Annotated in this window: 26 protein-coding genes; 18 read left to right on the top strand and 8 right to left on the bottom strand. The window is 68.4% G+C overall.

Annotated features, from left to right (window positions below):
• Positions 1-334: 334 nt before the first annotated feature.
• From hemW to QC765_RS14040, 16 genes are all read left to right on the top strand, one after another.
• Positions 335-1,534 (top strand): radical SAM family heme chaperone HemW, encoded by a 1,200-nt coding sequence (gene hemW / locus QC765_RS14115; RefSeq protein ID WP_373876759.1) that lies wholly within the window; start codon positions 335-337, stop codon positions 1,532-1,534.
• Positions 1,535-1,732: 198 nt separating this feature from the next.
• Positions 1,733-2,767 (top strand): heat-inducible transcriptional repressor HrcA, encoded by a 1,035-nt coding sequence (gene hrcA, locus QC765_RS14110; protein WP_278315071.1) that lies wholly within the window; start codon positions 1,733-1,735, stop codon positions 2,765-2,767.
• Positions 2,768-2,884: 117 nt separating this feature from the next.
• Complete coding sequence (dnaJ, locus tag QC765_RS14105) at positions 2,885-4,039, top strand: molecular chaperone DnaJ (RefSeq protein ID WP_278315070.1); 1,155 nt, start codon at positions 2,885-2,887, stop codon at positions 4,037-4,039.
• Positions 4,040-4,043: 4 nt separating this feature from the next.
• Positions 4,044-4,808, top strand: coding sequence for a 16S rRNA (uracil(1498)-N(3))-methyltransferase (locus QC765_RS14100; protein WP_278315069.1), 765 nt, complete (start codon positions 4,044-4,046; stop codon positions 4,806-4,808).
• A gap of 182 nt (positions 4,809-4,990) precedes the next feature.
• Complete coding sequence (locus QC765_RS14095) at positions 4,991-6,091, top strand: PhoH family protein (RefSeq protein WP_373876758.1); 1,101 nt, start codon at positions 4,991-4,993, stop codon at positions 6,089-6,091.
• 101 nt (positions 6,092-6,192) lie between these two features.
• Positions 6,193-6,738, top strand: coding sequence for an rRNA maturation RNase YbeY (gene ybeY / locus QC765_RS14090; RefSeq protein WP_278315068.1), 546 nt, complete (start codon positions 6,193-6,195; stop codon positions 6,736-6,738).
• Between the two features lie 29 nt (positions 6,739-6,767).
• Complete coding sequence (locus QC765_RS14085; protein ID WP_278315135.1) at positions 6,768-8,123, top strand: hemolysin family protein; 1,356 nt, start codon at positions 6,768-6,770, stop codon at positions 8,121-8,123.
• A complete protein-coding gene (gene era, locus QC765_RS14080; RefSeq protein WP_278315066.1) occupies positions 8,113-9,021 on the top strand; it encodes a GTPase Era in 909 nt (302 codons plus the stop codon). The genes QC765_RS14085 and era overlap by 11 nt, the downstream gene beginning before the upstream one ends.
• Before the next feature lie 183 nt (positions 9,022-9,204).
• A complete protein-coding gene (gene pstS, locus QC765_RS14075; RefSeq protein WP_278315064.1) occupies positions 9,205-10,275 on the top strand; it encodes a phosphate ABC transporter substrate-binding protein PstS in 1,071 nt (356 codons plus the stop codon).
• Between the two features lie 114 nt (positions 10,276-10,389).
• Entirely contained in the window at positions 10,390-11,379 is a 990-nt protein-coding gene (gene pstC / locus QC765_RS14070) for a phosphate ABC transporter permease subunit PstC (protein ID WP_278315063.1), read from the top strand.
• Entirely contained in the window at positions 11,376-12,287 is a 912-nt protein-coding gene (gene pstA / locus QC765_RS14065) for a phosphate ABC transporter permease PstA (RefSeq protein WP_278315062.1), read from the top strand. Before pstC ends, pstA begins: the two co-directional genes overlap by 4 nt.
• 5 nt (positions 12,288-12,292) lie before the next feature.
• A complete protein-coding gene (gene pstB, locus QC765_RS14060) occupies positions 12,293-13,117 on the top strand; it encodes a phosphate ABC transporter ATP-binding protein PstB (protein ID WP_278315061.1) in 825 nt (274 codons plus the stop codon).
• A 76-nt stretch (positions 13,118-13,193) separates the two neighbouring features.
• The gene (pstB, locus tag QC765_RS14055; RefSeq protein WP_278315060.1) at positions 13,194-14,087 is read left to right on the top strand and encodes a phosphate ABC transporter ATP-binding protein PstB; all 894 of its coding nucleotides are present in this window, start codon (positions 13,194-13,196) and stop codon (positions 14,085-14,087) included.
• A gap of 66 nt (positions 14,088-14,153) precedes the next feature.
• On the top strand, positions 14,154-14,963 hold the full coding sequence (locus tag QC765_RS14050; protein ID WP_278315059.1) for a response regulator transcription factor: 810 nt from the start codon (positions 14,154-14,156) through the stop codon (positions 14,961-14,963).
• A gap of 31 nt (positions 14,964-14,994) precedes the next feature.
• Complete coding sequence (gene recO / locus QC765_RS14045; RefSeq protein ID WP_309297306.1) at positions 14,995-15,771, top strand: DNA repair protein RecO; 777 nt, start codon at positions 14,995-14,997, stop codon at positions 15,769-15,771.
• Positions 15,772-15,829: 58 nt separating this feature from the next.
• Positions 15,830-16,654 carry an isoprenyl transferase gene (locus QC765_RS14040; RefSeq protein WP_373876757.1) on the top strand — a complete coding sequence of 275 codons (825 nt, stop codon included), beginning with the start codon at positions 15,830-15,832 and terminating at the stop codon, positions 16,652-16,654.
• A gap of 126 nt (positions 16,655-16,780) precedes the next feature.
• Here the strand turns inward: QC765_RS14040 and QC765_RS14035 are convergent, their stop codons facing one another.
• Both QC765_RS14035 and QC765_RS14030 read right to left on the bottom strand, forming a co-directional pair.
• A complete protein-coding gene (locus QC765_RS14035) occupies positions 16,781-17,218 on the bottom strand; it encodes a Fur family transcriptional regulator (protein ID WP_278315057.1) in 438 nt (145 codons plus the stop codon).
• Positions 17,215-17,613, bottom strand: coding sequence for an ArsR/SmtB family transcription factor (locus tag QC765_RS14030; RefSeq protein ID WP_278315056.1), 399 nt, complete (start codon positions 17,611-17,613; stop codon positions 17,215-17,217). Before QC765_RS14030 ends, QC765_RS14035 begins: the two co-directional genes overlap by 4 nt.
• 183 nt (positions 17,614-17,796) lie before the next feature.
• Here QC765_RS14030 and QC765_RS14025 point away from each other — a divergent pair, with 183 nt between their 5' ends.
• Positions 17,797-19,185, top strand: coding sequence for a glycine--tRNA ligase (locus QC765_RS14025; protein ID WP_278315055.1), 1,389 nt, complete (start codon positions 17,797-17,799; stop codon positions 19,183-19,185).
• A gap of 278 nt (positions 19,186-19,463) precedes the next feature.
• Here the strand turns inward: QC765_RS14025 and QC765_RS14020 are convergent, their stop codons facing one another.
• The 6 genes from QC765_RS14020 to QC765_RS13995 are packed head-to-tail and all read right to left on the bottom strand — an operon-like array spanning position 19,464 to position 24,865.
• Positions 19,464-20,117 carry a DNA-3-methyladenine glycosylase I gene (locus tag QC765_RS14020; RefSeq protein WP_278315054.1) on the bottom strand — a complete coding sequence of 218 codons (654 nt, stop codon included), beginning with the start codon at positions 20,115-20,117 and terminating at the stop codon, positions 19,464-19,466.
• Positions 20,114-20,776: an alpha-ketoglutarate-dependent dioxygenase AlkB gene (locus QC765_RS14015; RefSeq protein WP_278315053.1), complete on the bottom strand. Its 663-nt coding sequence runs from the start codon at positions 20,774-20,776 to the stop codon at positions 20,114-20,116. The genes QC765_RS14020 and QC765_RS14015 overlap by 4 nt, the downstream gene beginning before the upstream one ends.
• Entirely contained in the window at positions 20,769-21,368 is a 600-nt protein-coding gene (locus QC765_RS14010) for a methylated-DNA--[protein]-cysteine S-methyltransferase (protein WP_373876765.1), read from the bottom strand. Before QC765_RS14010 ends, QC765_RS14015 begins: the two co-directional genes overlap by 8 nt.
• Before the next feature lie 14 nt (positions 21,369-21,382).
• On the bottom strand, positions 21,383-21,883 hold the full coding sequence (locus tag QC765_RS14005; protein WP_278315051.1) for an RNA polymerase sigma factor: 501 nt from the start codon (positions 21,881-21,883) through the stop codon (positions 21,383-21,385).
• A 46-nt stretch (positions 21,884-21,929) separates the two neighbouring features.
• Positions 21,930-22,766: a hypothetical protein gene (locus tag QC765_RS14000; protein ID WP_278315050.1), complete on the bottom strand. Its 837-nt coding sequence runs from the start codon at positions 22,764-22,766 to the stop codon at positions 21,930-21,932.
• A 29-nt stretch (positions 22,767-22,795) separates the two neighbouring features.
• On the bottom strand, positions 22,796-24,865 hold the full coding sequence (locus tag QC765_RS13995) for a TPM domain-containing protein (protein WP_278315049.1): 2,070 nt from the start codon (positions 24,863-24,865) through the stop codon (positions 22,796-22,798).
• Positions 24,866-24,966: 101 nt separating this feature from the next.
• On the opposite strand from QC765_RS13995, the gene QC765_RS13990 reads away from it, so the two are divergent.
• Positions 24,967-25,623: a YdcF family protein gene (locus tag QC765_RS13990; RefSeq protein WP_373876764.1), complete on the top strand. Its 657-nt coding sequence runs from the start codon at positions 24,967-24,969 to the stop codon at positions 25,621-25,623.
• Positions 25,624-25,645: the final 22 nt, after the last annotated feature.

Raw genomic sequence — 25,645 nt, 5'->3', positions numbered from 1 at the left:
CACACCCTGGCAGCAAGCGGAAAACTGTGGGGCCATGGGCCAGACGCGCGAGCTCGGCCAGCCACGCAAGGGGAGCGGGCGCGCGTTCAGGCAGTGGTGCTGCGACAGCAGCAACTGCAAACGCGCTTGAAATCGATATGGCGGCGTTGCACCAGGTGCATCCCTGCCAGCCATTCTTCTGGTCCACTCACGCGTTCATTGTGCCATGAACACCGACGGCCGCCACAACGTGCAGCTAGAGCATCGATTTCCAGGCAGGGGCCGCGGGCGGGCACACTGGCACGAGGGGCCCGCAGCGAGCCCCGGTAGGCCCGGCCAGCACGATAGCGAGGACATGCCCGTGACCAGCGAAGCCCGATCCGTCTTCCCCGAGCGGGCGCGCGCCAGCCTGCCGGATCGGCCGCTCGGGATCTATGTGCACGTGCCGTTCTGCGCGACGCGCTGCGGCTACTGCGACTTCAACACCTACACCGCGGGCGAGCTCGGCACCAGCGCCTCGCCTGGTTCCTGGTTCGGCGCGCTCTCCCGCGAGCTCGAGCTTGCCGTCGAGGCGTGCGGCCCGGGCGCGCCCGCGGCGAGCACGGTGTTCATCGGCGGCGGCACGCCGTCGTTGCTCGGCGCGGAGATGCTCGGCGATGTGCTCGGCGTGATCCGCCGGACCGTGGGGCTCGTCGAGGGCGCCGAGGTCACCACGGAATCCAATCCCGAGTCGACCTCGCCGGGGTTCTTCGGGTCGCTGCGCGAGGCGGGATTCACCAGGGTCTCGCTGGGCATGCAATCAGTGGCCCCGCACGTGCTCGCCGTGCTCGACCGGACCCACACCCCCGGACGGGCGGTTGCCGCGGCGGGGGAGGCGCGGGCCGCCGGCTTCGAGCACGTCAACCTCGACATGATCTACGGCACCCCGGGCGAGACCGATGCGGACCTCGCAGCGACCCTCGATGCGGTGCTCGACGCCGGAGTCGATCATGTCTCTGCCTACGCGCTGATCGTCGAGGAGGGCACGGCGCTGGCCCGGCGCGTGCGCAAGGGCGTGGTGCCCGCCCCCGACGATGACGTGCTCGCCGCCCGCTACGAGCTGATCGATGACCGCCTCTCCGGCGCGGGCCTCGAATGGTACGAGGTCTCCAACTGGGCCTCGGGCCCCGATGCCCAGTGCCAGCACAACCTGGGCTACTGGAACGGCGACAACTGGTGGGGCGCGGGCCCTGGGGCGCATGGGCACCTCGGGGGCATCCGCTGGTGGAACGCCAAGCATCCCGCCCGCTATGCCGAATCCCTCGGCCAGGACGAGTTGCCCATCGCTGGGCAGGAGGAGCTCACCGCGGAGGACCAGCATCTCGAGCAGATCATGCTGCAGGTCCGCATGCGGAGCGGCCTGGATCTGGCGCTGCTAGCGGACCCCGAGCTCGAGGCCGCGCGCGCGTGCATCCGGGAAGGGCTGGGCACCGAGGCTGGTGGCAGGCTGGTGCTCACGGGCCGTGGGCGATTGCTCGCCGATGCCGTCGTGCGGCGCATCGCGGCCGCCAGCTGAGCAGCGCTGGGGGCAGCTGTGGCCGAGGCAACCCCGGCAGTACTGCCGATCGCGCTAAAATGGGAGGTCGACCATGGATCTCCCGGCGGCAACGCCGCGGCTCCCCTCGAGAGGGTGGGCCGGCAGTGGGGATCCGGACGCTCGCGAGGCCGGCGAACACCGGCGAACTCAGAGGAACTACGGGGAGGTGGTGGACGCATGCCAAGCCCGGAGGACAGGCGTTTTGCCGTGCTGCAGGCAATCGTGTCCGACTACATTTCCACGCATGAGCCCGTGGGATCGAAGACTCTCGTGGACCGCCACAGCCTTGGGGTGTCCTCGGCGACGGTGCGCAACGATATGGCCGTGCTCGAGGCGGAGGGCTACATCCGGCAGCCCCACACCTCGTCGGGGCGCGTGCCCACTGACCGGGGATACCGGCAGTTCGTGGATCGCCTCGCCGAGATCAAGCCGCTCTCCCCGCCGGAGCGCCGCGCCATCATGGAGTTCCTCGAGGGCGGCGTGGACCTCGATGATGTGCTGCACCGCGCGGTGCGGCTGCTCGCGCAGCTCACCCGGCAGGTGGCGGTCATGCAGTATCCGCGGTTGACGTCCTCCACGGTGCGGCACATCGAGGTCGTGCCGCTGAACCCGGCCCGGCTGCTGCTCGTGGTCATCATGGATACGGGACGAGTGGACCAGCGCCTCGTCGAGCTTGGCGATGTCATCAACGAGGAGCAGGTCGCCCGGCTGCGCTCGCTGCTCGGCACGGCGCTCGAGGGCAAGCGGCTTGCTGCGGCGTCGGTGGCGGTGGCCGAGCTCGCCTCGCAGGCCCCGCAGGACGTGCGCGACGCGGTGGTGCGCTCGGCGACGGTGCTCGTCGAGACGCTCGTGGAGCGTAGCGAGGACCGGCTCGTGCTCGGCGGCACCGCGAACCTCACCGCGAACGCTGCTGACTTCGGAGGAACCACCACGGGCATGCTCACGGTCCTCGAGGCGCTCGAGGAGCAGGTGGTCGTGCTCAAGCTGCTCGCAGCGGTGCAGCAGCCTGGCATGGTGACTGTTCGCATCGGCGAGGAGATGGAGGACGAGCAGATCCGTGGGGCCTCCATGATCACCACGGGCTATGGGTCGGCGGGCACCACCTTCGGTGGCGTGGGAGTGCTGGGCCCTACCCGCATGGACTATCCGTGGGGCATCGCCGCGGTCTCCGCGGTGGCCCGATATGTCGGCGAGGTGCTGTCGGCGCGATGATGAGGCGCTGGCGATGTGGCAACTCGGGAATGAGCGAGTACCGTCGTTCAATGGCCGTCGTCCGCCGCGACGGCAGGGCATACGATCCGCAGAGCGAGAACAGGACGAGACACAGACGTGGCACGTGACTACTACGGGACGCTGGGACTGACGAAGTCGGCGACCGAGCAGGAGATCAAGCGCGCGTATCGGAAGCTCGCACGCGAGTATCACCCGGACGTGAACCCTGACCCAGCTGCGCAGGACCGCTTCAAGGAAGCCACGACGGCCTACGAGGTGCTCAGCGACCCCCAGAAGCGCAAGATCGTTGACATGGGCGGCGATCCGCTCGAGGGCGCGGCCGGAGCGGGCGCTGGCGGTGGATTCAACGGCCAGGGCTTCGGAGGCCTCGGCGATGTGTTCGAGGCATTCTTCGGCGGGCAGGGCATGGGCTCGCGCGGGCCGCGCAGCCGCGTCCAGCCCGGTGCTGATGCACTGATCAAGGTGCGCCTCGATCTCGCCGAGTGCGCGCGTGGCGCCACCAAGCAGGTCACGGTCGATACCGCCATCCTGTGCGACCTCTGCCACGGATCCGGCGCCAACGGCGACTCCAAGCCAGTGCAGTGCGACACGTGCCGGGGCGCGGGCGAGATCCAATCGGTGCAGCGCAGCTTCCTCGGCCAGGTCATGACCAGCCGTCCCTGCCCCACGTGCAACGGCTTTGGCAGCATCATCCCCGACCCCTGCCGCAAGTGCAGCGGCGATGGGCGCGTGCGGGCCCGCCGGGACATCAGCGTGCGCATTCCCGCCGGGGTGGCCAGTGGCATGCGGGTCCGCCTGGCCAGCCAGGGCGAGGTCGGTACCGGTGGTGGCCCCGCTGGCGACCTGTACGTCGAGGTCGTCGAGCAGCCCCATGACACGTTCGTCCGCGATGGCGATGCCCTGCACTGCACCGCGCGCGTGCCCATGGTCGATGCCGCGCTCGGCACCACGGTCACGCTCGAGAGCCTCATCGACGGGCCGATCGAGATCGACGTCGAGGCAGGTACCCAGCCGGGCGCCGTGGCGACCGTTCCGCGCCAGGGCATGCCGCGGCTGCGCGCTGACAGCCGCGGAGACCTCTACGTGCACCTCGAGGTGGTCGTGCCGACCAAGCTTGATCACAAGCAGGCCGATCTGCTGCGCTCCTTCCGCGAGTCCCGGCATCGTGACACCGCGGAGGTCGTCACGAGCGGCTCCCACCATGGCAGCAAGATCTTCTCGAAGCTCCGAGACTTCGTGAGCGGTCACTAGCACCGTGGCCGCATCGATCTTCCATCTGGATGTCCTGCCCGACCACAACGGTGGGCTCGTCGTGCTCGCTGGCCCCGAGGGCCACCACGCTGCCACCGTCCGCCGCATGCGCGTGGGCGAGGAGCTCGTGCTCACTGACGGCGCGGGCGGCACTGCCCGGGGAATCGTGGAGCGCACCGCCAAGGACCTCGTCGAGATCCGCGTCACCGAGCGCGCGCAGGTGCCGCCGCACGGCCCCCGCATCACCATCGTCCAGGCCCTGCCCAAGTCGGAGCGATCCGAGCTGGCGGTGGAGCTGGTCACCGAGGCCGGGGCCGATGTGATCGTGCCGTGGTCGGCATCGCGCTGCGTGGCCCGGTGGGATGGCTTGAAGATGAAGAAGGGCGTGGACAAGTGGCGCAAGACCGCGTTCGCCGCGGCCAAGCAGGCGCGCCGCACCCACTTCCCCGAGGTGCGTGACCAGCACTCGTCGAAGCAGGTTGTCGAGCTCATCGAGTCCACCCTCGGTGCGGGCGGGATCGCACTGGTCCTCCACGAGTCCTCGATGCGCCACATCAATGACATTCCCCTCGCGGAGGCATCCGAGCTGCTGCTCGTCATTGGCCCCGAGGGGGGCGTGGCGCCGGAGGAGCTCGATCTCTTCGTGGGCGCGGGCGCTCGCTGCGCGCTGCTCGGGCCGACGGTCCTGCGTACCTCCACCGCCGGCGCGGTGGCGCTCGGTGCGCTCGGCGTGCTGACGTCCAAGTGGAGCACCACTCCTATCGACTGACACGGCAATCGACTAGCGCGGCTATCGATTGGGCCAGGTGGGCCCGGATCTCCACCGGCGGCCGTGCCCGCGCAGGATTCTCGCGCGACGCCGGGCGGCAACCCGGCATAGACTGAAGCCATCCGATCACGCGCTACGCGTGGTTCCCGCATCGCTACCAGGAAGCAGGTTCGCGACCCATCGTGTCGGCCCAGGACGATGACCAGAACACGTCGACCCCGTCGACGCCCATCCAGTCGGCGCGCGCTGCATTGGAGCGCTCGGTGCGCTCGAGCTTGCAGTTGCCGCCCCACACGGTGCTCCCGCTGCTCGGCTCGGCGGACGAGAACCTTCGCCTTCTCGAGCGCTTGCTCAACGCTGATATCCACGTGCGCGGCAACGAGGTGACCCTTACCGGCCATGCCTCGGACGTGGCGCTCGCCGAGCGCGTGCTCGATGAGCTGCTCACCATCGTGGGACGCGACCAGGCGCTCACCCTCGATGCCGTGGAGCGCAGTGTCGCGATGCTCACCGAGGGCACGCATGAGTCTCCCGCCGAGGTGCTCAGCCTCGATATCGTTTCCCGGCGCGGCAAAACGATCCGCCCGAAGACCGTGAACCAGAAGACCTATGTCGATGCGATCGACGAGTCCACGATCGTCTTCGGGGTCGGGCCCGCGGGCACGGGAAAGACGTACTTGGCCATGGCCAAGGCCGTGCAAGCGCTGCAGGCGAAGAATGTCACCCGGATCATCCTCACGCGTCCCGCTGTGGAGGCGGGGGAGCGGCTCGGGTTCCTGCCGGGCACCCTCAACGAGAAGATCGACCCGTACTTGCGGCCGCTGTACGACGCGCTGCATGACATGCTCGATCCCGATGCGATCCCCAAGCTCATGCAGGCCGGGGTGATCGAGGTGGCTCCGCTTGCCTATATGCGCGGCCGGACGCTCAATGACGCGTTCATCATCCTCGACGAGGCGCAGAACACGACTCCCGAGCAGATGAAGATGTTCCTCACCCGCCTCGGGTTCGGGTCGAAGATCGTCGTCACCGGTGACGTGACGCAGGTGGACCTGCCCTCGGGCACTCGTTCTGGCCTGCACGTGGCCTCCGAGATCCTGCAGGGCATCGACGGCATTGCTCGCATCGAGCTCACCAGCAAGGATGTGGTGCGCCACCGGCTCGTCTCCGACATCGTCGATGCCTACGCGCGGTTCGAGGATGCCGAGCGGTCCGCCGGGCCGCGGCCGGTGGGGGACGGTCCGCGCCGGCGTGGTCCCGATCACCGGTTGCCGCGCAGGTAGGAGCCGACCCCGGTGGGCGGTAGGGTATGAGCACCATCGGCAGCGCACCGCGCGCGGCACGAGAATCGGGCCAGCAGAACCATGAAAGGTAGCACCGCAGGGTGAGCATCGAAGTCAGCAACGAGAGTGGCGTGGCAGTACCGGCGAAGCGCCTGATGGCGGTGGCGCGATACGCCCTCGACCGGCTTGATGTGCACCCGGCGGCAGAGCTATCGATGGTCTTCGTGGACAAGGAAACCATGGCGGAGCTGCATGTCCAGTGGATGGATTTGCCTGGCCCCACGGATGTGATGTCGTTCCCGATGGACGAGCTGACGCCGGGCGGGCGGCCCGATGCGGCGGAGCCAGGTCCCGCGATGCTCGGCGATATCATCATCTGCCCCCAGGTGGCCGCGGAGCAGGCCGAGCAGGCCGGTCATTCGCCCGAGCACGAGCTCGCGGTCCTCACCGTGCACGGGGTTCTCCACCTGCTCGGCTACGACCATGCCGAGCCGGACGAGGAGAAAGAGATGTTTGGGCTGCAGAACCAGCTGCTCGCCGATTGGGTCTCGGCCCAGGAGGAGAAAGCGCGCAAGGCCGCGCAGGTCGAGCGTGACCGGCGGCTCCTCGGCAAGGTCGGCCTCCTCGACGACTCCTCGGATCGGTGACGGGACCGGCCACGGAAAGCCTCGACGCCATGCTGCTCGCCACCATTGCCCTTCTTGTCCTTCTCGGCGGAGTCTTTGCCGCCATCGATGCCGCCCTCAATACGCTATCGGTGGCGCGCGTCCAGGAGATCGCCGAATCGGGCGCCACCGGTTCCCGCGGTCTCCGCAGGCTCGTCGATGATCGCGCGGAGTACATCAACCTCGCCATCCTGCTGCGGGTGGTGTGCGAGATCGCCTCGACGGTACTGCTCGCGTCCCTGCTCCTCGACCGGCTCGAGACCCACTGGGCGCTCGTGCTCAGTGCCATCATCATGGTCGTCGTGTCCTACGTGCTCATCGGCGTGGGGCCGCGCACGCTGGGGCGCCAGCACGCCTACAGCGTCTCGGTGGCCGTCGCGATCCCGCTGCGTGTCCTGGGCACGCTGCTGGGTCCATTGATGCGCGGCATGATCCTGCTGGGCAACGCCGTCACGCCGGGCAAGGGTTTCCGGCACGGTCCGTTCACCTCGGAGATCGAGCTGCGCGAGCTGCTTGATCTCGCGCAGGAGCGGGGAGTCGTGGCGGCCGACGAGCATCGCATGATCCAGTCCGTGTTCGATCTGGGAGACACGATCGCGCGGGAGGTGATGGTGCCGCGCACCGAGATGGTGTGGATCGAGCAGGACAAGCACGCGGGCCAGGCGACCTCGCTGGCGATCCGCAGCGGGCACTCGCGGATCCCCGTGGTCGGTTCGAACGTCGACGACATCCGCGGTGTCGTCTACCTGAAGGACCTGGTGACCAAGACGTACACGGCGGTCGATGGCGGGCGGAGCGTCGTGGTGCGGGAGCTGATGCGCCCCGCGGTGTTCGTCCCCGACACCAAGCCGCTCGATGTGCTGCTCGCTGATATGCAGCGCGATCGCAACCATATGGTGGTGCTCGTCGATGAGTACGGCGGCGTGGCGGGCATCGTGACGATCGAGGACATCCTCGAGGAGATCGTGGGCGAGATCGCCGACGAGTACGATACGGACGAGACACCGCCCGTTGTCCCGCTCGAGGACGGCATGTTCCGCGTATCGGCTCGCATCTCCATCGATGATCTTGGCGAGCTGTTCGACGAACGGATCGAGGAGGATGTCGAGACCGTCGGCGGGCTGCTCGCCCACGAGCTCGGACGTGTCCCGCTGCCCGGCTCCGAGGTGCACATCAACGGCATCAGGCTGGTGGCCGAGGGTGGCAAGGATCTCCGCGGGAGGGTGCGTATCCATACCGTGCTCGCTAGCCGGGTCATCGAGGCCGACCCCGAGGTCACCGAGCATGAGGAAGAGCTCTCGGGCGCAGCCATGACAGATGCTGGCCGGAAGCCGGACAAGACAAAGGAACACCACCATGACCACTGACTTCCGATCCGGGTTCGTCTGCCTCGTGGGCCGTCCCAACACGGGCAAGTCCACCCTGACCAATGCGCTCGTGGGCGCCAAGATCGCGATCACCTCCTCGCGCCCGCAGACCACCCGGCACACCATTCGCGGCATCATCCACCGCGGGAACGGGCAGATCGTGATGGTCGACACCCCGGGCCTGCACCGCCCCCGCACGCTGCTCGGCCAGCGGCTCAACGACCTCGTGCGGGATACCTACGCCGAGGTCGATGCCGTGGGCGTGTGCATCCCCGCGAACGAGAAGATCGGCCCTGGTGATCGCTGGATCCTCGAGCAGCTCCAGGCGGTGGCCCCCCGCACACCTGTGATCGGGGTGGTCACCAAGATCGACAAGGTGTCCAAGGCCGAGGTGATCGAGCAACTCGTTGCTGTGTCCCAGCAGCTCGGGGACAAGGCCGAGGTGATCCCGGTATCGGCGAAGACCGGCGAGAACGTCGAGCGCTTCACCGAGCTGCTGCGCACGATGATGCCCGAGGGACCCGCGCTGTATCCCGAGGGGGAGCTCACCGACGAGCCCGAGATCGTGCTGATGGCCGAGCTCATCCGCGAGGCCGCGCTCGAGGGCGTGCGCGATGAGCTGCCCCACTCCCTCGCGGTGGTCATCGAGGAGCTCAAGGACAGCACGAACAAGAAGGGCCAGCCCGTGCTGACCATCTTCGCGAACCTCTACGTCGAGCGGCCCAGCCAGAAGTCCATCATCATCGGCAAGGGCGGTACCCGGCTGCGTGCGGTCGGCAGCGCGGCCCGGGCGCAGCTCGAGCGGATCTTCGGCACGAAGGTCTTCCTCGACATGCATGTCAAGGTTGCAAAGGATTGGCAACGCGATCCCAAACAGCTGGGAAAACTAGGCTTCTAGGACCAATGGGACAAGCTTGTCCGGGTGTCCCAGGACACACCCCCGGCAGAGGTTCATTGCGGCGATCAGCTCTGTTCACCTTTCGTTTGCCTACAGGCACTCCTCGTTCATTCGAACCGGATACGTTCACCTTGTTTGGCGGAACCGCTGAAAACGAGAACGAACTCTTCCAAGGAGAAAAGCATGGGCAAGTGGCGTTCCCTGATCGCCCTCGGCGCGACGGTGCCGGTCGTGGCATTCGGCGCGGCCTGCAGCAGTGATAACGGCGGCGGCGAGGGCTCGCTCAACGGCACCCTGACCGGTGCCGGTGCTACCTTCCCCAACCCTGTCTTCCAGGAGTGGGCTGCTTCCTACCAGCAGACCGAGCCCGGCGTGCGCATCAACTACCAGAGCATCGGCTCCGGCGGCGGCATCGAGCAGTTCCTGCGCCAGACCGTCGACTTCGGCTCCTCCGAGCGCTTCCTCACCGACCAGGCCCTCCAGGAGGCCTCTGACGGCCGCGGCTGCGAAGCCATCCAGTTCCCCGTCATCTTCGGTTCCGTGGCAATCGCGTTCAACGACCCCGCGCTCGACGGCATGGTCCTCACCCCTGAGGTGATCGCGGACATCTACGCGCGCGACATCACCAACTACAACGATCCGGCCATCGCGGAACTGAACCCGGACATGGATCTGCCCGACCTCAACATCATCCCCGTGCACCGCTCCGACGGCTCCGGCACGACCTTCGTGTTCTCCCACTTCCTCAACACCGAGGACGAGGACTGGGCCAGCGAGTTCGGCGAGGGCACCGAGATCCAGTGGGCCAACGGCACCATCGGTGGACAGGGCAACGAGGGCGTCTCCGGCCAGATCGAGCAGAACCGTGGCGCGCTCGGCTACGTGAACCAGGCCTACGCTCTCGAGCTGGGCATGCCGCAGGCGGCCGTCGTCAACTCCGATGGCAACGAGATCTACCCGACACTCGAGGCCACCACCGCGGCCTCCGAGGAAGCGGAGATCCCGGAGTCGTTCCAGTTCACCATCGATGGCATCGGTGGCGACGGGTACCCGATCACCGGCACCAACTGGATCTTCGCCTACGAGTGCGGCTACGAGGAGAACACTGCCGAGATGCTCAAGGACTACTGGACCTGGGTGCTCACCTCGGAGGAGGCTGACGAGCTCGCCCTCGAGCTCGGCTACGCCCCGATGGGTGACGGCCTCAAGGATCGCGTGCTCGAGCAGGTCGAGCGCATCAACTCGCAGAACTGAACGCAGTGACTGCTAGGCGGTAGAACCCCAGCGCGGTCGGTCATCGCCGACCGCGCTGGACCGCGTCCCCAGCACCACCCTTGCCCCGACGCAGACATACGGAGACAAGACCCCATGTCGGTACTCACACCACCTAGTGGTCCCGAGTTGCGAAACCGCTCGCGCGGCCGCTTCGCAGACCCCATATTCCGCTGGACGATGGCCATCGCGGCCACGACCGTCCTGATCATCCTCGCCATGATGGTCATCCGCACCACGCAGGACGCGTTGCCGATCTTCCAGAAGGAAGGCTTCTTCGGCTTCCTGTTCGGCCCCGACTGGGAGGCCGGGTACTCCCGCACCGAGATCACCGGCACCTACGGCGCCTGGCCGTTCATCTATGGAACCTTGGTCAGCGCGCTGATCGCCATCGTGATCGCCCTGCCGCTCGCCATCGCGGTCGCGCTGTTTCTCACCCAGCTCGCCCCGAACAAGCTCCGCGGCCCGCTCTCCTACAGCGTCGAGCTGCTCGCCGCGGTGCCCTCCATCATCTTCGGCATGTGGGGCTTCTTCTGGTTCATGCCCAACGTGCTGCGCCCCTTCGTGCTCGAGCCGCTCGCGGATACCTTCGGCTGGTTCTTCCTCCTCGAGGGCCCTGTCTTCGGCACCAGCTACCTCAGCGCTGGCATCGTGCTCGCCATCATGATCCTGCCGATCATGACCGCGATCTTCCGCGAGGTCTTCCTCGTCAACCCGATCGACCAGCAGCACGCTGCCTACGGTCTCGGGGCCACCCGCTTCGAGGTCATCCGCAAGGTCATCCTGCCCTCGAGCCTCTCGGGCATCGTCGGCGGCACCATGCTCGGGCTTGGCCGCGCGCTCGGCGAGACCGTCGCCGTCCTGTTCCTCATCGGCAGTACCCAGAAGGTCAGTACCAGCCTCGTGCAGGGTGGTGACTCCATGGCCGCGCACATCGCCGCGACCTTCCAGGACGCCGCCCCCGAGGCCATCCGGGGCCTCATGGCGATCGGTGTCGCGCTCTTCGTCGTCACCATGATCGTCAACGTTGTCGCTCGCATCATCGTATGGCGGCTCGGTCGCATGACGGGAGACTCAGCAGTATGACCACCCAGCTCGATAAACCAACCCCCGGCGCGGAGCATCGCAGCCTGCGCAACCGGGCCGGCAACGCCGGTCGGCGCACCATCTCGAACACGGTGTTCAGCAGCCTCCTCACCGCAGGCATGGCGATCGCCGCGATCCCCCTCGTGCTGATCGTCTCCTACATCGCCTACCGCGGCGCGGGCGTGATCGGCATCGAGTTCTTCACCGAGAACGAGCCCCCCTACACCCGCGAGGGCGGCGGCTACCTGGCCGGCTTCTTCGGAACGTTCTACATCACCGGGCTCGCCATCCTCATGGCCGTGCCGCTGGGCATCGCCACGGCGGTCTATCTCGTCGAATATGGCACGGGCAAGCTCTCCATGGTGGTCCGGTTCTTCACCGACGTCATGACCGGCATCCCCTCGATCTTCGTGGGCCTGTTCGTCTACGGCCTCTTGGTCTCGGGCTGGATCTCGCTCGGCTTCGGCACCTTCGCCGCGGCCGTCGCCATCGCGATCATCATGCTCCCGATCGTCACCCGCTCGGCCGAGGAAATGCTCAAGCTCGTCCCCGACGAGTGGCGCAATGCCTCGTATGGGCTCGGCGCGGGCAAGGCGCAGACCATCATGCGGACCGTGCTGCCTGCTGCGGCGCCGGGGCTGATCACCGGCTCCATGCTCGCGGTGGCTCGAGGCATCGGCGAGACCGCGCCGCTCATCCTCACCGCGCTCGGCTCCGTCTTCCTCGTCACAGCCTTCCAGGGCGATCCCCAGGCCGCCGTGCCGCTGCAGATCTACAACGGCGCCCGGCAGCCCTTCGAGGCGGGCCTCGAGCGCGCCTTCGGCGGAGCGCTCGCACTGTTCGGGCTCGTCCTGTTCATGATCATCGCAGCCCGCATCATCGGGGCCCGGGCCAACAAGCGGAAGTGATAACCATGACAGTCCAGGAAAAAGCAGCTTCGGCCACACCGACCGGCAGTGCCAAGGATCCGGTGTTCGAGATCGACCAGGTGTCGGTCAAGTACGGCAGCTTCACCGCTTTGCGCGATGTGAGCTTCACCATTGCCCGCAACGAGGTGACCGCGTTCATCGGACCCTCCGGCTGCGGCAAGTCCACGCTGCTCCGGTCGCTCAACCGCATGAACGATCTCGTGGCCGGCGCCAGCGTCGACGGCGAGATCCGCTTCAACGGCGAGAACATCTACGAGTCCGATATCGACGGGGGCGAGGTGCGCCGCCGCATCGGCATGGTCTTCCAGCGCCCCAACCCATTCCAGATGTCGATCTACGACAATGTCGCCTTCGGCCCCCGCCTCAACGGCTACAAGGGCAACATGGATGACCTCGTCGAGAAGTCCCTGCGGCGCGCTGGGCTCTGGGACGAGGTGCACAAAAAGCTCAAGGAAAGCGGCACTGCCATCTCCGGCGGGCAGCAGCAACGCCTGTGCATCGCGCGCGCGATCGCCGTCGAGCCCGAGGTGCTGCTGATGGACGAGCCCTGTTCAGCGCTCGATCCAATCGCTACCCTGAAGATCGAGGATCTGATCCGCGAGCTCGCCGAGTCATTCAGCATCGTGATCGTGACGCACAACATGCAGCAGGCAGCCCGCGTGTCCGACAAGACTGCGTTCTTCAGCGTCGAGGACGGGGACGGCGACCGCCGCGCGGGCGAGCTCGTGGAGTTCGCCAGCACCGACTACATCTTCACCAAGACCACCAACAAGCGGACCGAGGACTACATCAGTGGCCGCTTCGGCTGACGCCGAGTCACCGGACGGGCAGGAAACCCCGACCGTCCGGCCCGATTGGACCCACACCACGCGAGGAGCAAACCCCATGGCCCATGTGACGTCATCTGGAACGGATCTGTCCCACACCACCGACGCTGGCGCGAAGCCTGGCCTCCGCCTCGATCTGGGGCATGCCCGCCCAGCACGTTCCGCGAGCCGCAGCGGCCCCGCCATCACCTGCGATGACGTCCGGGTCTTCTACAAGAAGCACCTGGCCGTGCGCGATGTGAACATGACGTTCGCGCGCAACGAGGTCTCTGCCCTCATCGGTCCCTCGGGCTGCGGAAAGTCCACCGTGCTCCGGTCGCTCAACCGCATGAACGACCTCATCCCCGGCGCGCGCGTCGAGGGCATGGTCCGCTTCGAGGGCACCGACATCTACGGCGAGGGCGTCGACGCCACCGAGGTGCGCCGCCGCATCGGCATGGTCTTCCAGAAGCCCAACCCCTTCCCCAAGTCGATCTACGAGAACGTCGCCTACGGCCCGCGCGTGACCAACATGCAGGTCGACAACATGGATGACCTGGTCGAGGAAGCCCTCCGCAAGGCCGCGATCTGGGACGAGGTGAAGTCCAAGCTCAAGGACAGCGCCCTCGCGCTCTCCGGCGGGCAGCAGCAGCGCCTGTGCATCGCCCGGGCCATCGCCACCAAGCCCGAGGTCATCCTCATGGACGAGCCGTGCTCCGCGCTCGACCCCATCGCGACCCTCAAGATCGAGGACCTGATGGCCGATCTCGCCCAGGAGTTCACCATCGTCATCGTCACCCACAACATGCAGCAGGCCGCGCGCGTCTCGCAGCGCACCGCCTTCTTCACTGCCGAGGCTGATGACCATGGTGATCGCACCGGCCGCCTCATCGAGTACGACGACACCGCCAAGATCTTCTCCAACCCCAGCGATCAGCGCACCGAGGACTACATCTCCGGCCGCTTCGGCTGATGGTCCTTCCCCGCGCCGCTCGCCACAGGCAGGGCCCCGAGCAGAAAGTGAAGTGACAACGCGGTGGTGGCGAACATCGATGTCGCGTTCGTGGGCGCGCGCAAGCTATCCGAGCTCAGTGATCCAGCAACCGCCCGCCACCATCCGATGGTCCTCGTGGTCGACGATGACAAGGACGCCGTCACCGCGCTCGCCGAGGGCCTGCGCGGGCAGCCCTACACCGTCCAGGCGTGCCTCGAGCCCGCGGAGGCGCTGCTCATCGTCGGCAGGCTCCGGCCCGACCTCGTGGTGCTCGCCCCCGTCGGTGGCTTGATCAGCTCCTTGGAGTTCCTCGAGCTCGTGCGCCAGGGCGATCCCGACCTGCCGATCCTGGTCGCAGCGGCACCCAGCGACGGCGACTTCGTCGCCCGTGCCTCCACCGCGGCGAACATCGTGGTGCCCAAGCCCTACCGCACCCAGGAACTTGCCGTGATCGTGCAGTCCTACCTCAACAGCGTTGCCATCCACGAGGCCAGGCGCAGCACCATCGATCTCGGCAGGCTCCGCATCGACGGCGCGGCGCCCCAGATGTGGCTCGACGGTGACTGCGTGCGCCTGCCCCCGCGCGAGTACCTCCTGCTGCGCTACCTCGCCGAGCGCCCCGGCATGGTGGTGCCCCGCACCGAGCTCGTCCATGCGGTGTGGGGGAGCAATGCCACCAACAGCAATACCCTCACCGTCCACATCGCCCGGCTGCGCAAGCGCTTCGGCGATGACGAGCACGATCCCGAGTGGCTGCGCGCCATCCGCGGCCTCGGCTACCAGTTCCAGGTGCCCGAGCGGCACGCAGCGCCTCCCGCGCGTCGTGCGGTCCCGGCCCAGCGCGAGCCGCGGTGAACATGTCGTACCGCGATGGCACACTAGGTTCGTGAGGTTATACCGGGAACGCGCGATCGTGCTTCGCCAGCACAAGCTGGGCGAGGCTGACCGCATCCTCACCCTGCTCACCCGCGAGCACGGCATCGTCCGTGCCGTCGCGAAGGGCATCCGCCGCACCCGCTCCAAGTTCGGCGCGAGGCTGGAGCCCGGCAACCACGTCGATGTGCTGCTCTACCCCGGCCGCAACCTCGACATCGTCACCCAGGTGCAGGTGCTCGATGGGTTCGCCGCGGAGACCGTCACCGACTACGGCATCTATACCACCGCCTGCGCGATCCTCGAGACCGCCGAGCGCCTCGCGGGGGAGGAGCACGCACCCGCCCCGCGCCTCTTCCACCTCACCGTGGGCGCGCTGCGTGCCTTGGTCGCCGAGGAGCGCCCCACCGAGCTGATCCTCGACGCCTACCTGCTGCGCGCCATGGGCCTTGCCGGATGGGCGCCCGCCCTGTGGGATTGCGCGCGCTGCGGCACCAGCGGCCCGCACCGGGCCTTCCACGTCGCCGCGGGCGGAACCGTGTGCGTGGCCTGTCGCCCCGCCGGTGCCGCTACCCCCAGTGCAGAGGTGCTCGCCCTGATGGCCGCGCTCGTGCAAGGGCACTGGGACCACGCCCTCGCCACGACGCCCGCGGTGCGCAGCCAGGCCAGTGGACTCACCGCCGCGCACCTGCAATGGCACCTCGAGCGGCAACTGCGCACGCTGCCCCTCATCGAGCGAAACCGCCCTCACACCGGGCCCGCCCCGGACCCGGTCGGCGCGCCCGCCTAGACACCGCGGGTCCGGCCCGTGCGTCCCCGTTCCCAGGCCGCAGCGCCCGTCAGGCAAGATGAGAACCGTGGCACAGCGACGATCATCCTGGCGGAAGACTGCAGCAAGCGACGCGCGCGAGGTCCGCCCCCCGGACCCGCACCCCTCCGGCGCGACACCGCCCCGGCTGCCCGCCGAGTTCGTGCCCCGCCACGTCGCCCTCGTCATGGATGGCAACGGCCGCTGGGCCGAGCAACGTGGCCTGCCGCGCACCGAGGGCCACAAGCGCGGCGAGTCCGTCCTCATGGACGTCGTGTGCGGTTCCCTCGAGATCGGTGTCCAATGGCTGTCGGCCTACGCCTTCTCCACCGAGAACTGGCGCCGCAGCCCCGAGGAGGTCCGCTTCCTCATGGGGTTCAACCGCGACGTCATCCGGAACCGTCGCGACGAGATGCACGAGATGGGTGTGCGGGTGCGCTGGGCCGGGCGCAGGCCGAGGCTGTGGCGCAGCGTCATCCGCGAGCTCGAGATCGCCGAGGAGATGACCAAGGACAACACCAAGCTCACCCTCACCATGTGCGTCAACTACGGGGGCCGCGCGGAGATCGTCGACGCCGCCCGGGAGCTCGCCCGCAAGGCCGCCGCGGGGAAGCTCGACCCAGACCGCATCACCGAGGCCATGCTCGCCCGCCACCTCGACGAGCCGGACATGCCCGACGTCGATCTCTTCCTGCGGCCCTCCGGCGAGATGCGGACCTCCAACTTCCTGCTGTGGCAGTCCGCCTACGCCGAGTTCGTGTTCCAGGAGACCCTGTTCCCTGACTTCGACCGGCGCGACCTGTGGAACGCCTGCGTCGAGTACGCCAAGCGGGACCGCCGCTACGGAGGGGTCAACACCAGCTAGGGGCTCTGGGGCCGGGGCGTGCTCGCCCCTACCCGGCCGCGACAGTGCGAAGAACGACAGCTCCCGTGCTCGAGCCTGTCGTTTTTCGCACTGTCGCGGGGTACGAATCGCGGGGCATGGCGAGGCCTATCCCTTGCGCTGGCATTCCCCGCACACGCCAAAGATCTCCACGATGTGGGAGACGTCCGAGAACCCGTTCGCCTTCGCCACTGACGCGGTCCACTTCTCGACGACATCGCCGTGCACCTCCACGGTGTACCCGCACTCGCGGCAGACGACGTGATGGTGGTGCGAGCTCGAGCACCGGCGGTACATCGCCTCGCCAGTGTCGGTGCGCAGGACGTCGACCGCGCCCGTATCCGCCATGGACTGCAGGGTGCGGTAGACGGTGGTCAGCCCGATGGTCTCGCCACGCTGGCGCAGCACGTCGTGGAGCTCCTGGGCGGAGCGGAACTCGTCGACGTCGTCGAGCAGTGCAGTGATGGTGCTGCGCTGGCGGGTGGAGCGCACGCCGATGGTGGGCGCGGCGCGCTTGCCGGTGCTGGTGGGGGGGTTGGTGCTCATCGGGTTTCCTCCGAGTGTGCGATGGCGTCGGCGACGATGTGCGCGAGGTGGTCGTCGACGAGGCGGTACAGGACCTCGCGGCCGGAGCGCTCGCCCTCCACGACGCCCGCGGACTTGAGGATGCGCAAATGCTGGCTGATCAGTGGCTGGGTGACGCCGAGGGCGTCCTTGAGCTCGTGCACGCAGCGCTCGGACTCGCGCAGTTGCAGGACGATGCCGATGCGCACGGGCGCGGCCAGGGCGCGGAGGAGCTCGCCGGCGGCGATGAGGGTGCGCTGCGGGGGGAGCGGGGCCGCGGGCGTGGTCGGCTTGGTGTGCTCGACCTCGCTGCTGTCGTCGAAGATGCCGGTGCCGGTCAGGGTAAGCTCCTCACGATTAATGGAAACAATAACCATGATTATATGCACGGATGTGCATGTCAAGGCGCAAGCCTAGCGCAGCAGGCCGGGCCGGTTTAGCGTTCGTCCCAGCGTTGCCTAGACTGGCCGGGACTGAGAAGTCTCCCGGCTGGCCCCACAGTGCTGGCCGACAGCGCTGAAGAGATCAGTGACCTCGCGACAAGATGGAGTGCACCCCCAGTGGCAGGCAAGTCCAACCGTATCGACACGGTCGTCAACCTATGCAAGCGCCGCGGTCTCGTTTACCCCTGCGGCGAGATCTACGGCGGCACCCGCTCCGCCTGGGACTATGGCCCGCTCGGTGTCGAGCTCAAGGACAACATCAAGAAGCAGTGGTGGCGCAACATCGTCACTAGCCGCGATGACGTCGTTGGTCTCGACTCCTCGGTCATCCTGCCCCGCCAGGTCTGGGAGGCCTCCGGCCACGTCGATGTCTTCACCGACCCTCTCGTCGAGTCGCTGCACACCCACAAGCGCTACCGCGCCGACCATCTCATCGAGGCGTACGAGGCCAAGCACGGCCACCCGCCCGAAAACGGCCTCGCCGACATCAACGATCCCGACACCGGCCAGCCCGGCAAGTGGACCGAGCCGCGCGCCTTCTCCGGGCTCCTCAAGACCTTCCTCGGCCCCGTCGATGACGAGGAGGGCCTGCACTACCTGCGGCCCGAGACCGCCCAGGGAATCTTCGTCAACTTCGCCAACGTCATGACCTCCTCGCGCAAGAAGCCCCCGTTCGGCATCGGGCAGATCGGCAAGAGCTTCCGCAACGAGATCACCCCCGGCAACTTCATCTTCCGCACCCGCGAGTTCGAGCAGATGGAGATGGAGTTCTTCGTCGAGCCCGGAACCGACGAGGAATGGCACCAGTACTGGATCGACTACCGCCTCAAGTGGTACACCGACCTCGGCATCAACCCCGAGAACCTGCGCCTGTTCGAGCACCCCAAGGACAAGCTCTCGCACTACTCCAAGCGCACCGTCGACATCGAGTACCTCTTCGGCTTCTCCGGCAGCGGCTGGGGCGAGCTCGAGGGCGTCGCCAACCGCACCGACTACGACCTGAGCACCCACGCCAAGCACTCCGGTGTCGACCTGTCCTACTACGATCAGGCCACCGGAACCCGCTACACCCCCTTCGTCATCGAGCCCGCGGCCGGACTGACCCGCTCGCTCATGGCATTCCTTGTCGACGCCTACAGCGAGGACGAGGCGCCCAACTCGAAGGGCGGCGTGGACACCCGAGTCGTGCTGCGCCTCGATCGTCGCCTCGCCCCCGTCAAGGCCGCCGTGCTGCCGCTGAGCCGCAACGCTGACCTCACCCCCAAGGCCAAGGACCTCGCCGCCCAGTTGCGCCAGCACTGGAACGTCGAGTTCGATGACGCCGGAGCCATCGGTCGCCGCTACCGCCGCCAGGACGAGATCGGCACCCCGTTCTGCATCACCGTCGACTTCGACACCCTCGACGATCAGGCCGTCACCATCCGCGAGCGCGACACCATGACGCAGGAGCGCATCGCCCTCGACAAGGTCGAGGAATACCTGGCACAGCGCCTCATCGGGGTCTAGCTGCTAGCTGCCACTCGGCAGAGTCCCTGCGCGGAGCCCGCTTGGCTGGATCCGCGCAGGGACTTCTCGCATTGTGCGGGTCCGCGGCGGGGCGCCTATCGAGGTGCCGCCACCGCACGTCGCCCTCCCGACGCTGCGTTCGCCCTCCCGTCGCCAAACGCACCGGAAACTGTTCGACACGCCGGGGTGACACGCCGGTTCGAGAGTGGTTTCTATCGCGTTTGCCGGGGTCGGCGCCCAGCCACCGCCGAAGCCCAGCCACCCGCCAACCGGAAGCCCTAGCCCGGCCACACCCCGGAGCTGCCGCGGCGGTGGCTGCCCACGAGATGTGTATCGATCACCCCGATCGCCTCCATGAGCGCATGCATCGTGGTGGGCCCGACAAACCGGAACCCGCGCCGCTTGAGCTCGCGGCTCAGTGCCACGGACTCGGGCGAAGTGGTCGGGATCTCGGCGAGAGCGCGCGGCGCGGGGGTACGCGAGGGCTGGAACGACCAGACCAGGATGGGCAGCCCGGGCTCGAGCAGGGGAGCGCGGACCTGGCGCTTCCCAAGCGAATTGAGCGCGGGATCGTCGCGGAGCGCGAGGGTGGCGCGGGCATTGGCGATGGTGGCCTCGATCTTGCGGCGATTGCGCACGATCCGCGCGTCGCCCATGAGCCGGTCTATATCGCGCTGGTCGAATCCCGCGACCGCTTCGGACTCGAAGCTTGCGAACGCCTCGCGGAAGGCGGGGCGCTTGCAGAGGATGGTCGCCCAGGACAGGCCCGACTGGAAGCCTTCGAGGCAGAGCCGCTCGAGCACGCCCCGCTCGGTGGTGACGGGCACGCCCCATTCGGTGTCGTAGTAATCGCGCAGCAACTCGTCGCGGGCGGCCCACGGCGGGCGGGCGAGTCCATCCGGGCCGAGGACGAGGTCGTTGGCCGGTTTCATCCAGGCAGTCCCGTCATGCGGAGCGTCATGTTGATGCGCCCGGTCTCGAGGCCGCAGCCCGGCGGGGCGGTGCCGGGGTGGATGCGGGTGACGCCGTGGTAGGCGAGCCGTGCCGCGCCCTCGAAGACGAATGCGTCCCCGGAGGCGAGCGGGATGTCCACGTAGGGGCGAGCACGGGTGCGGGTGTTGCCGAACCGGAAGGTGCAGGTATCCCCGATGGAGAGGGAAACGACGGCGGCGTGGGCGTGCTCGCCCTTGTCCTGGTGCATGCCCATGCGGGCATCGACCGAGTAGTAGTTCGCGAGGATGACGTCGGGCTCGTAGTCGGGAGCGGGCTTGCCGCGGGCGGCGGCGACGGCAGCCCGGCCGAGGCGTATGGCCCACTCGGGGACGGGCAGAACCTGCTGGCCGTTGACGTCGATCGCTTGACGGCGGTATCCGGTGGGGGTCCAGTGCCAGCCCAGGCACACCATGCGGGTGGACATGCGGTTGCCGCGGATCAGTGGCGAGGAAACAGGGACGGGCCCCTCGGCCCAGGCCCGGAACTGGTTCGCCAGCCATCGCTGCTGGTGCGGAGCGAGCCATCCAGGCAGCCAGGTGGCACCCTCCGCGACGGGGACGGTGCTGGTATCGAGCAGGTCAGGGAACTCGTCAGTCATGCTCGAGCTCCAGCAGGAGGGTCTTGGCGTCGAGCCCGCCGAGGTAGCCACCAAGAGTGCCATCGCTGCGCAGCACGCGGTGGCAGGGCACCACGATGGGCAGGGGGTTGGTGGCGCACGCGGTGCCAACGGCCCGGACGGCGCGCGCATTGCCCACGGCCTCGGCGACTTCCTTGTAGGAGCTGGTGCGCCCGTAGGCGATATGGGGCAGGTATTCCTGCACGGTGCGGCGGAATCCGGTGGTCAGCGACCAGTCGAGCGGGATCGTGAAGGTGGTGCGACGGCGGTCGAAGAACTCGTCGAGCTCGCGGCGGACGTCGTCGAGGACGCGGGGGCTGGTGAGGATGCGCGGGCCGAGCGTTCGGGAGAGCCGCTCGAGCACGGCATCGTGGTCCTCGCTGGCGAAGGCGATGCGAGCGAGGCCGGCGGGTGTGGCGGCGAGCAACAGCTCGCCCACGGGGGTGTCGGTGGTGCAGATGGCGACGTCGAGCAGCTCGTCGCGGGCGGCCTGCTGGGCGAGCCGGTCGCGGAGCGCGGAGAGGTGCGCGGAGCTGGTACCGGAGAGCGTTCGCAGGAGCTCCGGGGGCAGCATCTCGGGGGGCTGGTTCATCGGACGTCCTCGGTGGTGGCAAGCGTGCGGCGGAGGGTGGCGATGCCGTCCGCGGCGGCGCGGCGGGCTGCGGCCGCGGTTCCGCCGGTGATGGTGGCGATGTCGGAGTAGGGGAGCCCGGCGAGGTAGCGGTAGGCAAGCACCTGCCGCTGCCGGGGTGGCAGCGCGGCGACCTGTTGCCAGATGCCAGTGTCGGCACTGTCGGGTAGATGGTGCGGTGGCGGCTCGGGCACCTCTGCGAGGGGGACGGGTCGCCGGTGCCGGGAGCGGACCACGTCGATGGCCTTGCGGTGCGCGATGGTGACCAGCCACGCCTCGGTGTTGGCGTCGGCGGGCAGCTGCGGGTAGGCGCGCAGCGCGGAGAGGAACGTCTCGGACCAGGCATCGTCAGCATCGGCGCCAGGGCCGAGCAGGGCACGGCATACGCGGAGCACCATCGGGCCGTGCTGTTCCACGACGTTCTCGAAGGGCGGCGCGATGCGCGATCGGGTGGACATCACCAAGGTAGACGCGCGGGGCGCGCAGGATGTGAGGTGAGGCTGGTCACGGCGCGGGCCACCATCGGTCAATGCGGGCGAGGGAGCGATCCGTGCCTAGCTCGTCGCGGTCCGCGGTGGCGATCGCATAGTGCGCGAGGCAGGCAGCCAGCACTTCCGGCGGAACCCGGAAGCGGCGGGTGTCGAGGTCGATGATCGGGACCACCGCGACGCGGTCGATGCGCCACAGCCGGACGGTGTAGGCGTGCTCCCACTTCTTGCCGGGGTCCCCGATCAGCTGGATGCCATGGTGCCGATCCTCGAATACGGGCTGCGCCACGAGCAGGGTGCGCCAGGGCATCGTGGACTCGAAGCTCCAGCCTCGGTGATGCACGCCTCCGGCGGAGAGATCGAGGTGCCCGGCGGCGAGCGCTCCGGTCGCGGCGGCGAGCACGTAGGAGCCGAAGAAGCCGGCGAGCAGCACATAGATGAGCACCCCGAGCAGGCCTTCGCTGCCGGTGGTGGCGTAGTGATCGATCGCGGAGATGGCGAACGCGAGGGCGAGCGCGCTCATGATGGCGGTGCGCAGGTGGAAAAGGGTCGCGGACTGGCGGATACGGGTCACCGGGGTGCCATCCCGGTTGGTGGTGGCAACGATGTCATGGTGCTCGCGCTCGGGGCGGATGCTGCGCACCACCAGGTAGGTGGCTGTCAGGCCAAGGGCGGTCGTGAAGAGCAGGCCGATCGCCAGGACCACGAGCTTGCCGTCGGCGAGCCCGGCGATTCCTGTCCCGAGGGCAGCGGCGGCGAGGAGGCCGAGCAGGATGATGCCAAGCCACGTCCGTCCCAGGGGTGCGGTGCTCGGCCACTCCGGTGGCCAGGGTGCTCGGGTGGTGTCGTTCACGAAGCTCCTTCGGATCAGTGCCACCGATCTTAGAAGCGGCCGCCGGTGCCGCGCCGCCCGGAAGTGCGGGGGCCACCGAACGAGCGGGTCTGCGCGGCCCGGCCATGTCGGCGCGCGGGCCGGGCGGCCCTGCTGGGCTTGCTGCGGTTCTGCATCCCGTGGGCGAGCGCGCCACCAAGCACCCCGCCGAGGACAGCGCCGGTCGCGGGATTGCGGGACTGCCGGAACGTCGCTCCACCGCCAGGGGTGTATCCGAACGCGCGCTGCTGCTGGCCTTCCCAGGTGCGGACCTCGTTCTGGGCCTCGGCGAGGGCTTGCTGGGCCAGTTGCATCGCGGCGCGCGCGAGGTTGATCGCCGCGATCGGGTCGGTCGACGACTTCGCCTCGGCCTCGGCGAGATGCCGGTGGGCCTCGGAGAGGCGGGTGCGGGGCTGCGCGCCCACCGCGCCGCGCCGGGTGGAGATGTAGTCCTGCGTCGCAGTGACGTTGGCCCGGGCGGCAGCGAGGTCGTTCGCCAGCGCGCGGGCGGCATGCTGGCGGCGCCGCTCGTTCTCGCTGGCCTCGTCGAGCACATCATCGAGGGCATCGTCGGCGAGCACGATGTGCTTCATGCTGCCGAGGGGATCACTGCCCTGGGCGCGGCGCGCGTGCGCGAGGGCCGCTTCGGCACGGGCGCGTGCTTCCGCGAGCCGGGTGCCGCCGCTACTGGCGAGGCGATCGGCCGCTGCGATGTCGCGCTCGAGATCCGCCATCGCGGCCGGCAGCTTGTTGATCGCGGAGCGGATGTCGTTCTCGGCGTTCTCCACTCCGGCGATCAGGGCGCTGGCGTGGCTGACCGCGGACTCGGCCGCACGGACCTGGGCGACAGCGCCTTCAGCGTCGCCGCGGCCGAGGGCCTCGTGGCCCTTGCTGCTTGCTGATTCCGCGAGCTGCAGATGGTCACGGGCGAGGCCGGTGTTGGTGTTGATCGACGCCAGTGCCTCGGGGGCGAATTGCTCCTTGAGGGCGGCGAGCGCCTTTTCCGCCTCGGGGAGGCGCACGCTGATCGTGACGATGTCGCGGGCCACGGCGTCGAGCTTGTCCGGTGCCTGGACGAGAAGATCACGCTTCTCGTCGAATGCCTCGACCTGATCGTCGAGGGCAGCGTCGGCGCGCGCGCAGAGCGTCACGAGATCCACGAGCATGGCATGGCGCTGCAGCATCGGGATGCCGGTGCCGGTATCAAGCTGCTGGCGCAGCTGGAATGCTCGCACGAGATCGTTGCTGGCGGCATCCACGGCGGCGCGGAAGCTCGCGGCGCCACGGTCACCGAACTCGTCGGCGGCGCGCGCGAGCTCCTCGGCGCTGGAGCTGATGGCGTTGTCGGTCTCGACGAGCATGGTGCGCGAGAGCGGGTCGAGGACTGTCACGGGCTGCTGCGCCACGATCGCCCGATTGGTCAGGTCGAGCCCCGCGAGCCGCGCCGCTTGCTGGCTGGCGCTGGACCTGCGGCGGCGCACGAGGAGCACGGCGAGCACAGCGATGCCCGCGATCACACCGACCACGATGACAAGTCCCGCCGCGCCGCCGCTGGTGGAGGGTGCCGCGGCCCGCTCGAGCCCGCTGGCCGCCCCGATCGCCGCGGCGGCCCACCGGTCCGCCGCGAGGTGCGGCTCGATATCGTCACGGGCGATCGCCTGCTCCTCCGCGCTGGTCACGCGGGTGAGTGCCGACGCCAGGTCCAGGTAGTAGTCGCGATCGCCGACTGCCACGGCGAGCAGGACATCCTCGTCGCCCAGCCTGCTCAGCTCTGCCACGCTGTCTGTCCAGGCGCTGCCCTCGATGCCGGAGAAACTGTCGGTGAGCACCACCCACAACCGGATGCCACGCGTATCGGAGAGCGTGTTCATCGCCTCCCGCACCGCGGCTGTCTCCTCGGCGGTCAGCACGGCGGCGTTGTCGGTGATGCGATCACGCAGCTCGAATGGTTGCTCGGCATGGGCGATCGAGAGACCCGGCCCGAGGGCGACGCCCGGGGCGATCACGAGCAGCAGGGCGAGCAGCGCAGCCCATGCTGTGCGGCGAGGACCTGTGCGGACGGCAGGGCGCGGGCGATGCATGGCGTTGAATCTAGTCGATATGCCTGACGGGTGAAGGACGTCACTCTCCGCGGACCGTGCAAGCTGGCACACTGGTGGACGCGGACCCCGCAGCGGGCGCGCTGGCATGGTGGCGAGGCAGGAGGAACGCGACAGTGATCCTACGGTGGATCGGTCGGATCGTGATCGGGGCAATCCTGATCGCGCTGGTCGTCGTGCTCGGCACCGCGGGGCGGGTGTGGCAGGTAGCCCGGACGACCGACACCGGGCCCGCTGATGCGATCGTCGTCCTCGGCGCGGCCCAGTACAACGGCGTTCCCACCGATGTGTTCCAGGCTCGTCTTGATCAGGCGGCATCGTTGTACCGCGAGGGTGCAGCGCCGCTCATCGTCACTGTCGGCGGAAAGCTCGAGGGCGATGCGTTCACCGAGGCCGGGGCCGGTCGCGACTACCTGATCGAGCAGGACATCCCCGCAGCCCATGTCCTTGCCGTGGAGGAGGGCAGCGACACCCTCAAGAGCGTCGATGCTGTCGCCCGCGAGCTCGTCGAGCGTGGCCTCGGCTCGATCATCATCACCACCGACCCCTGGCACAGCCTGCGCACCCGCATCATGGCCAACGACGCCGGGCTCGACGCGACCACGGCCCCGGTACGATCCGGTCCTGCCGTGTGGACCCGCGAGTCCCAGGTCAAGGGAATAGCGCGAGAGACCGCGGCCCTGCTCTACTACCAGGTGACGCACTCTTCGCTGGACCTGCCGTACGCGCCCAGCCTGTAGGAGCGCGAGCTCCCCGAGACCG

The organism is Hoyosella levis, assembly GCF_026008515.1.
GTDB classification, from domain to species: Bacteria; Actinomycetota; Actinomycetes; order Mycobacteriales; family Mycobacteriaceae; genus Lolliginicoccus; species Lolliginicoccus levis.
The sequence above is the reverse complement of the archived record's forward strand: the minus strand, read 5'-3'. Positions and strand labels throughout refer to the sequence as shown.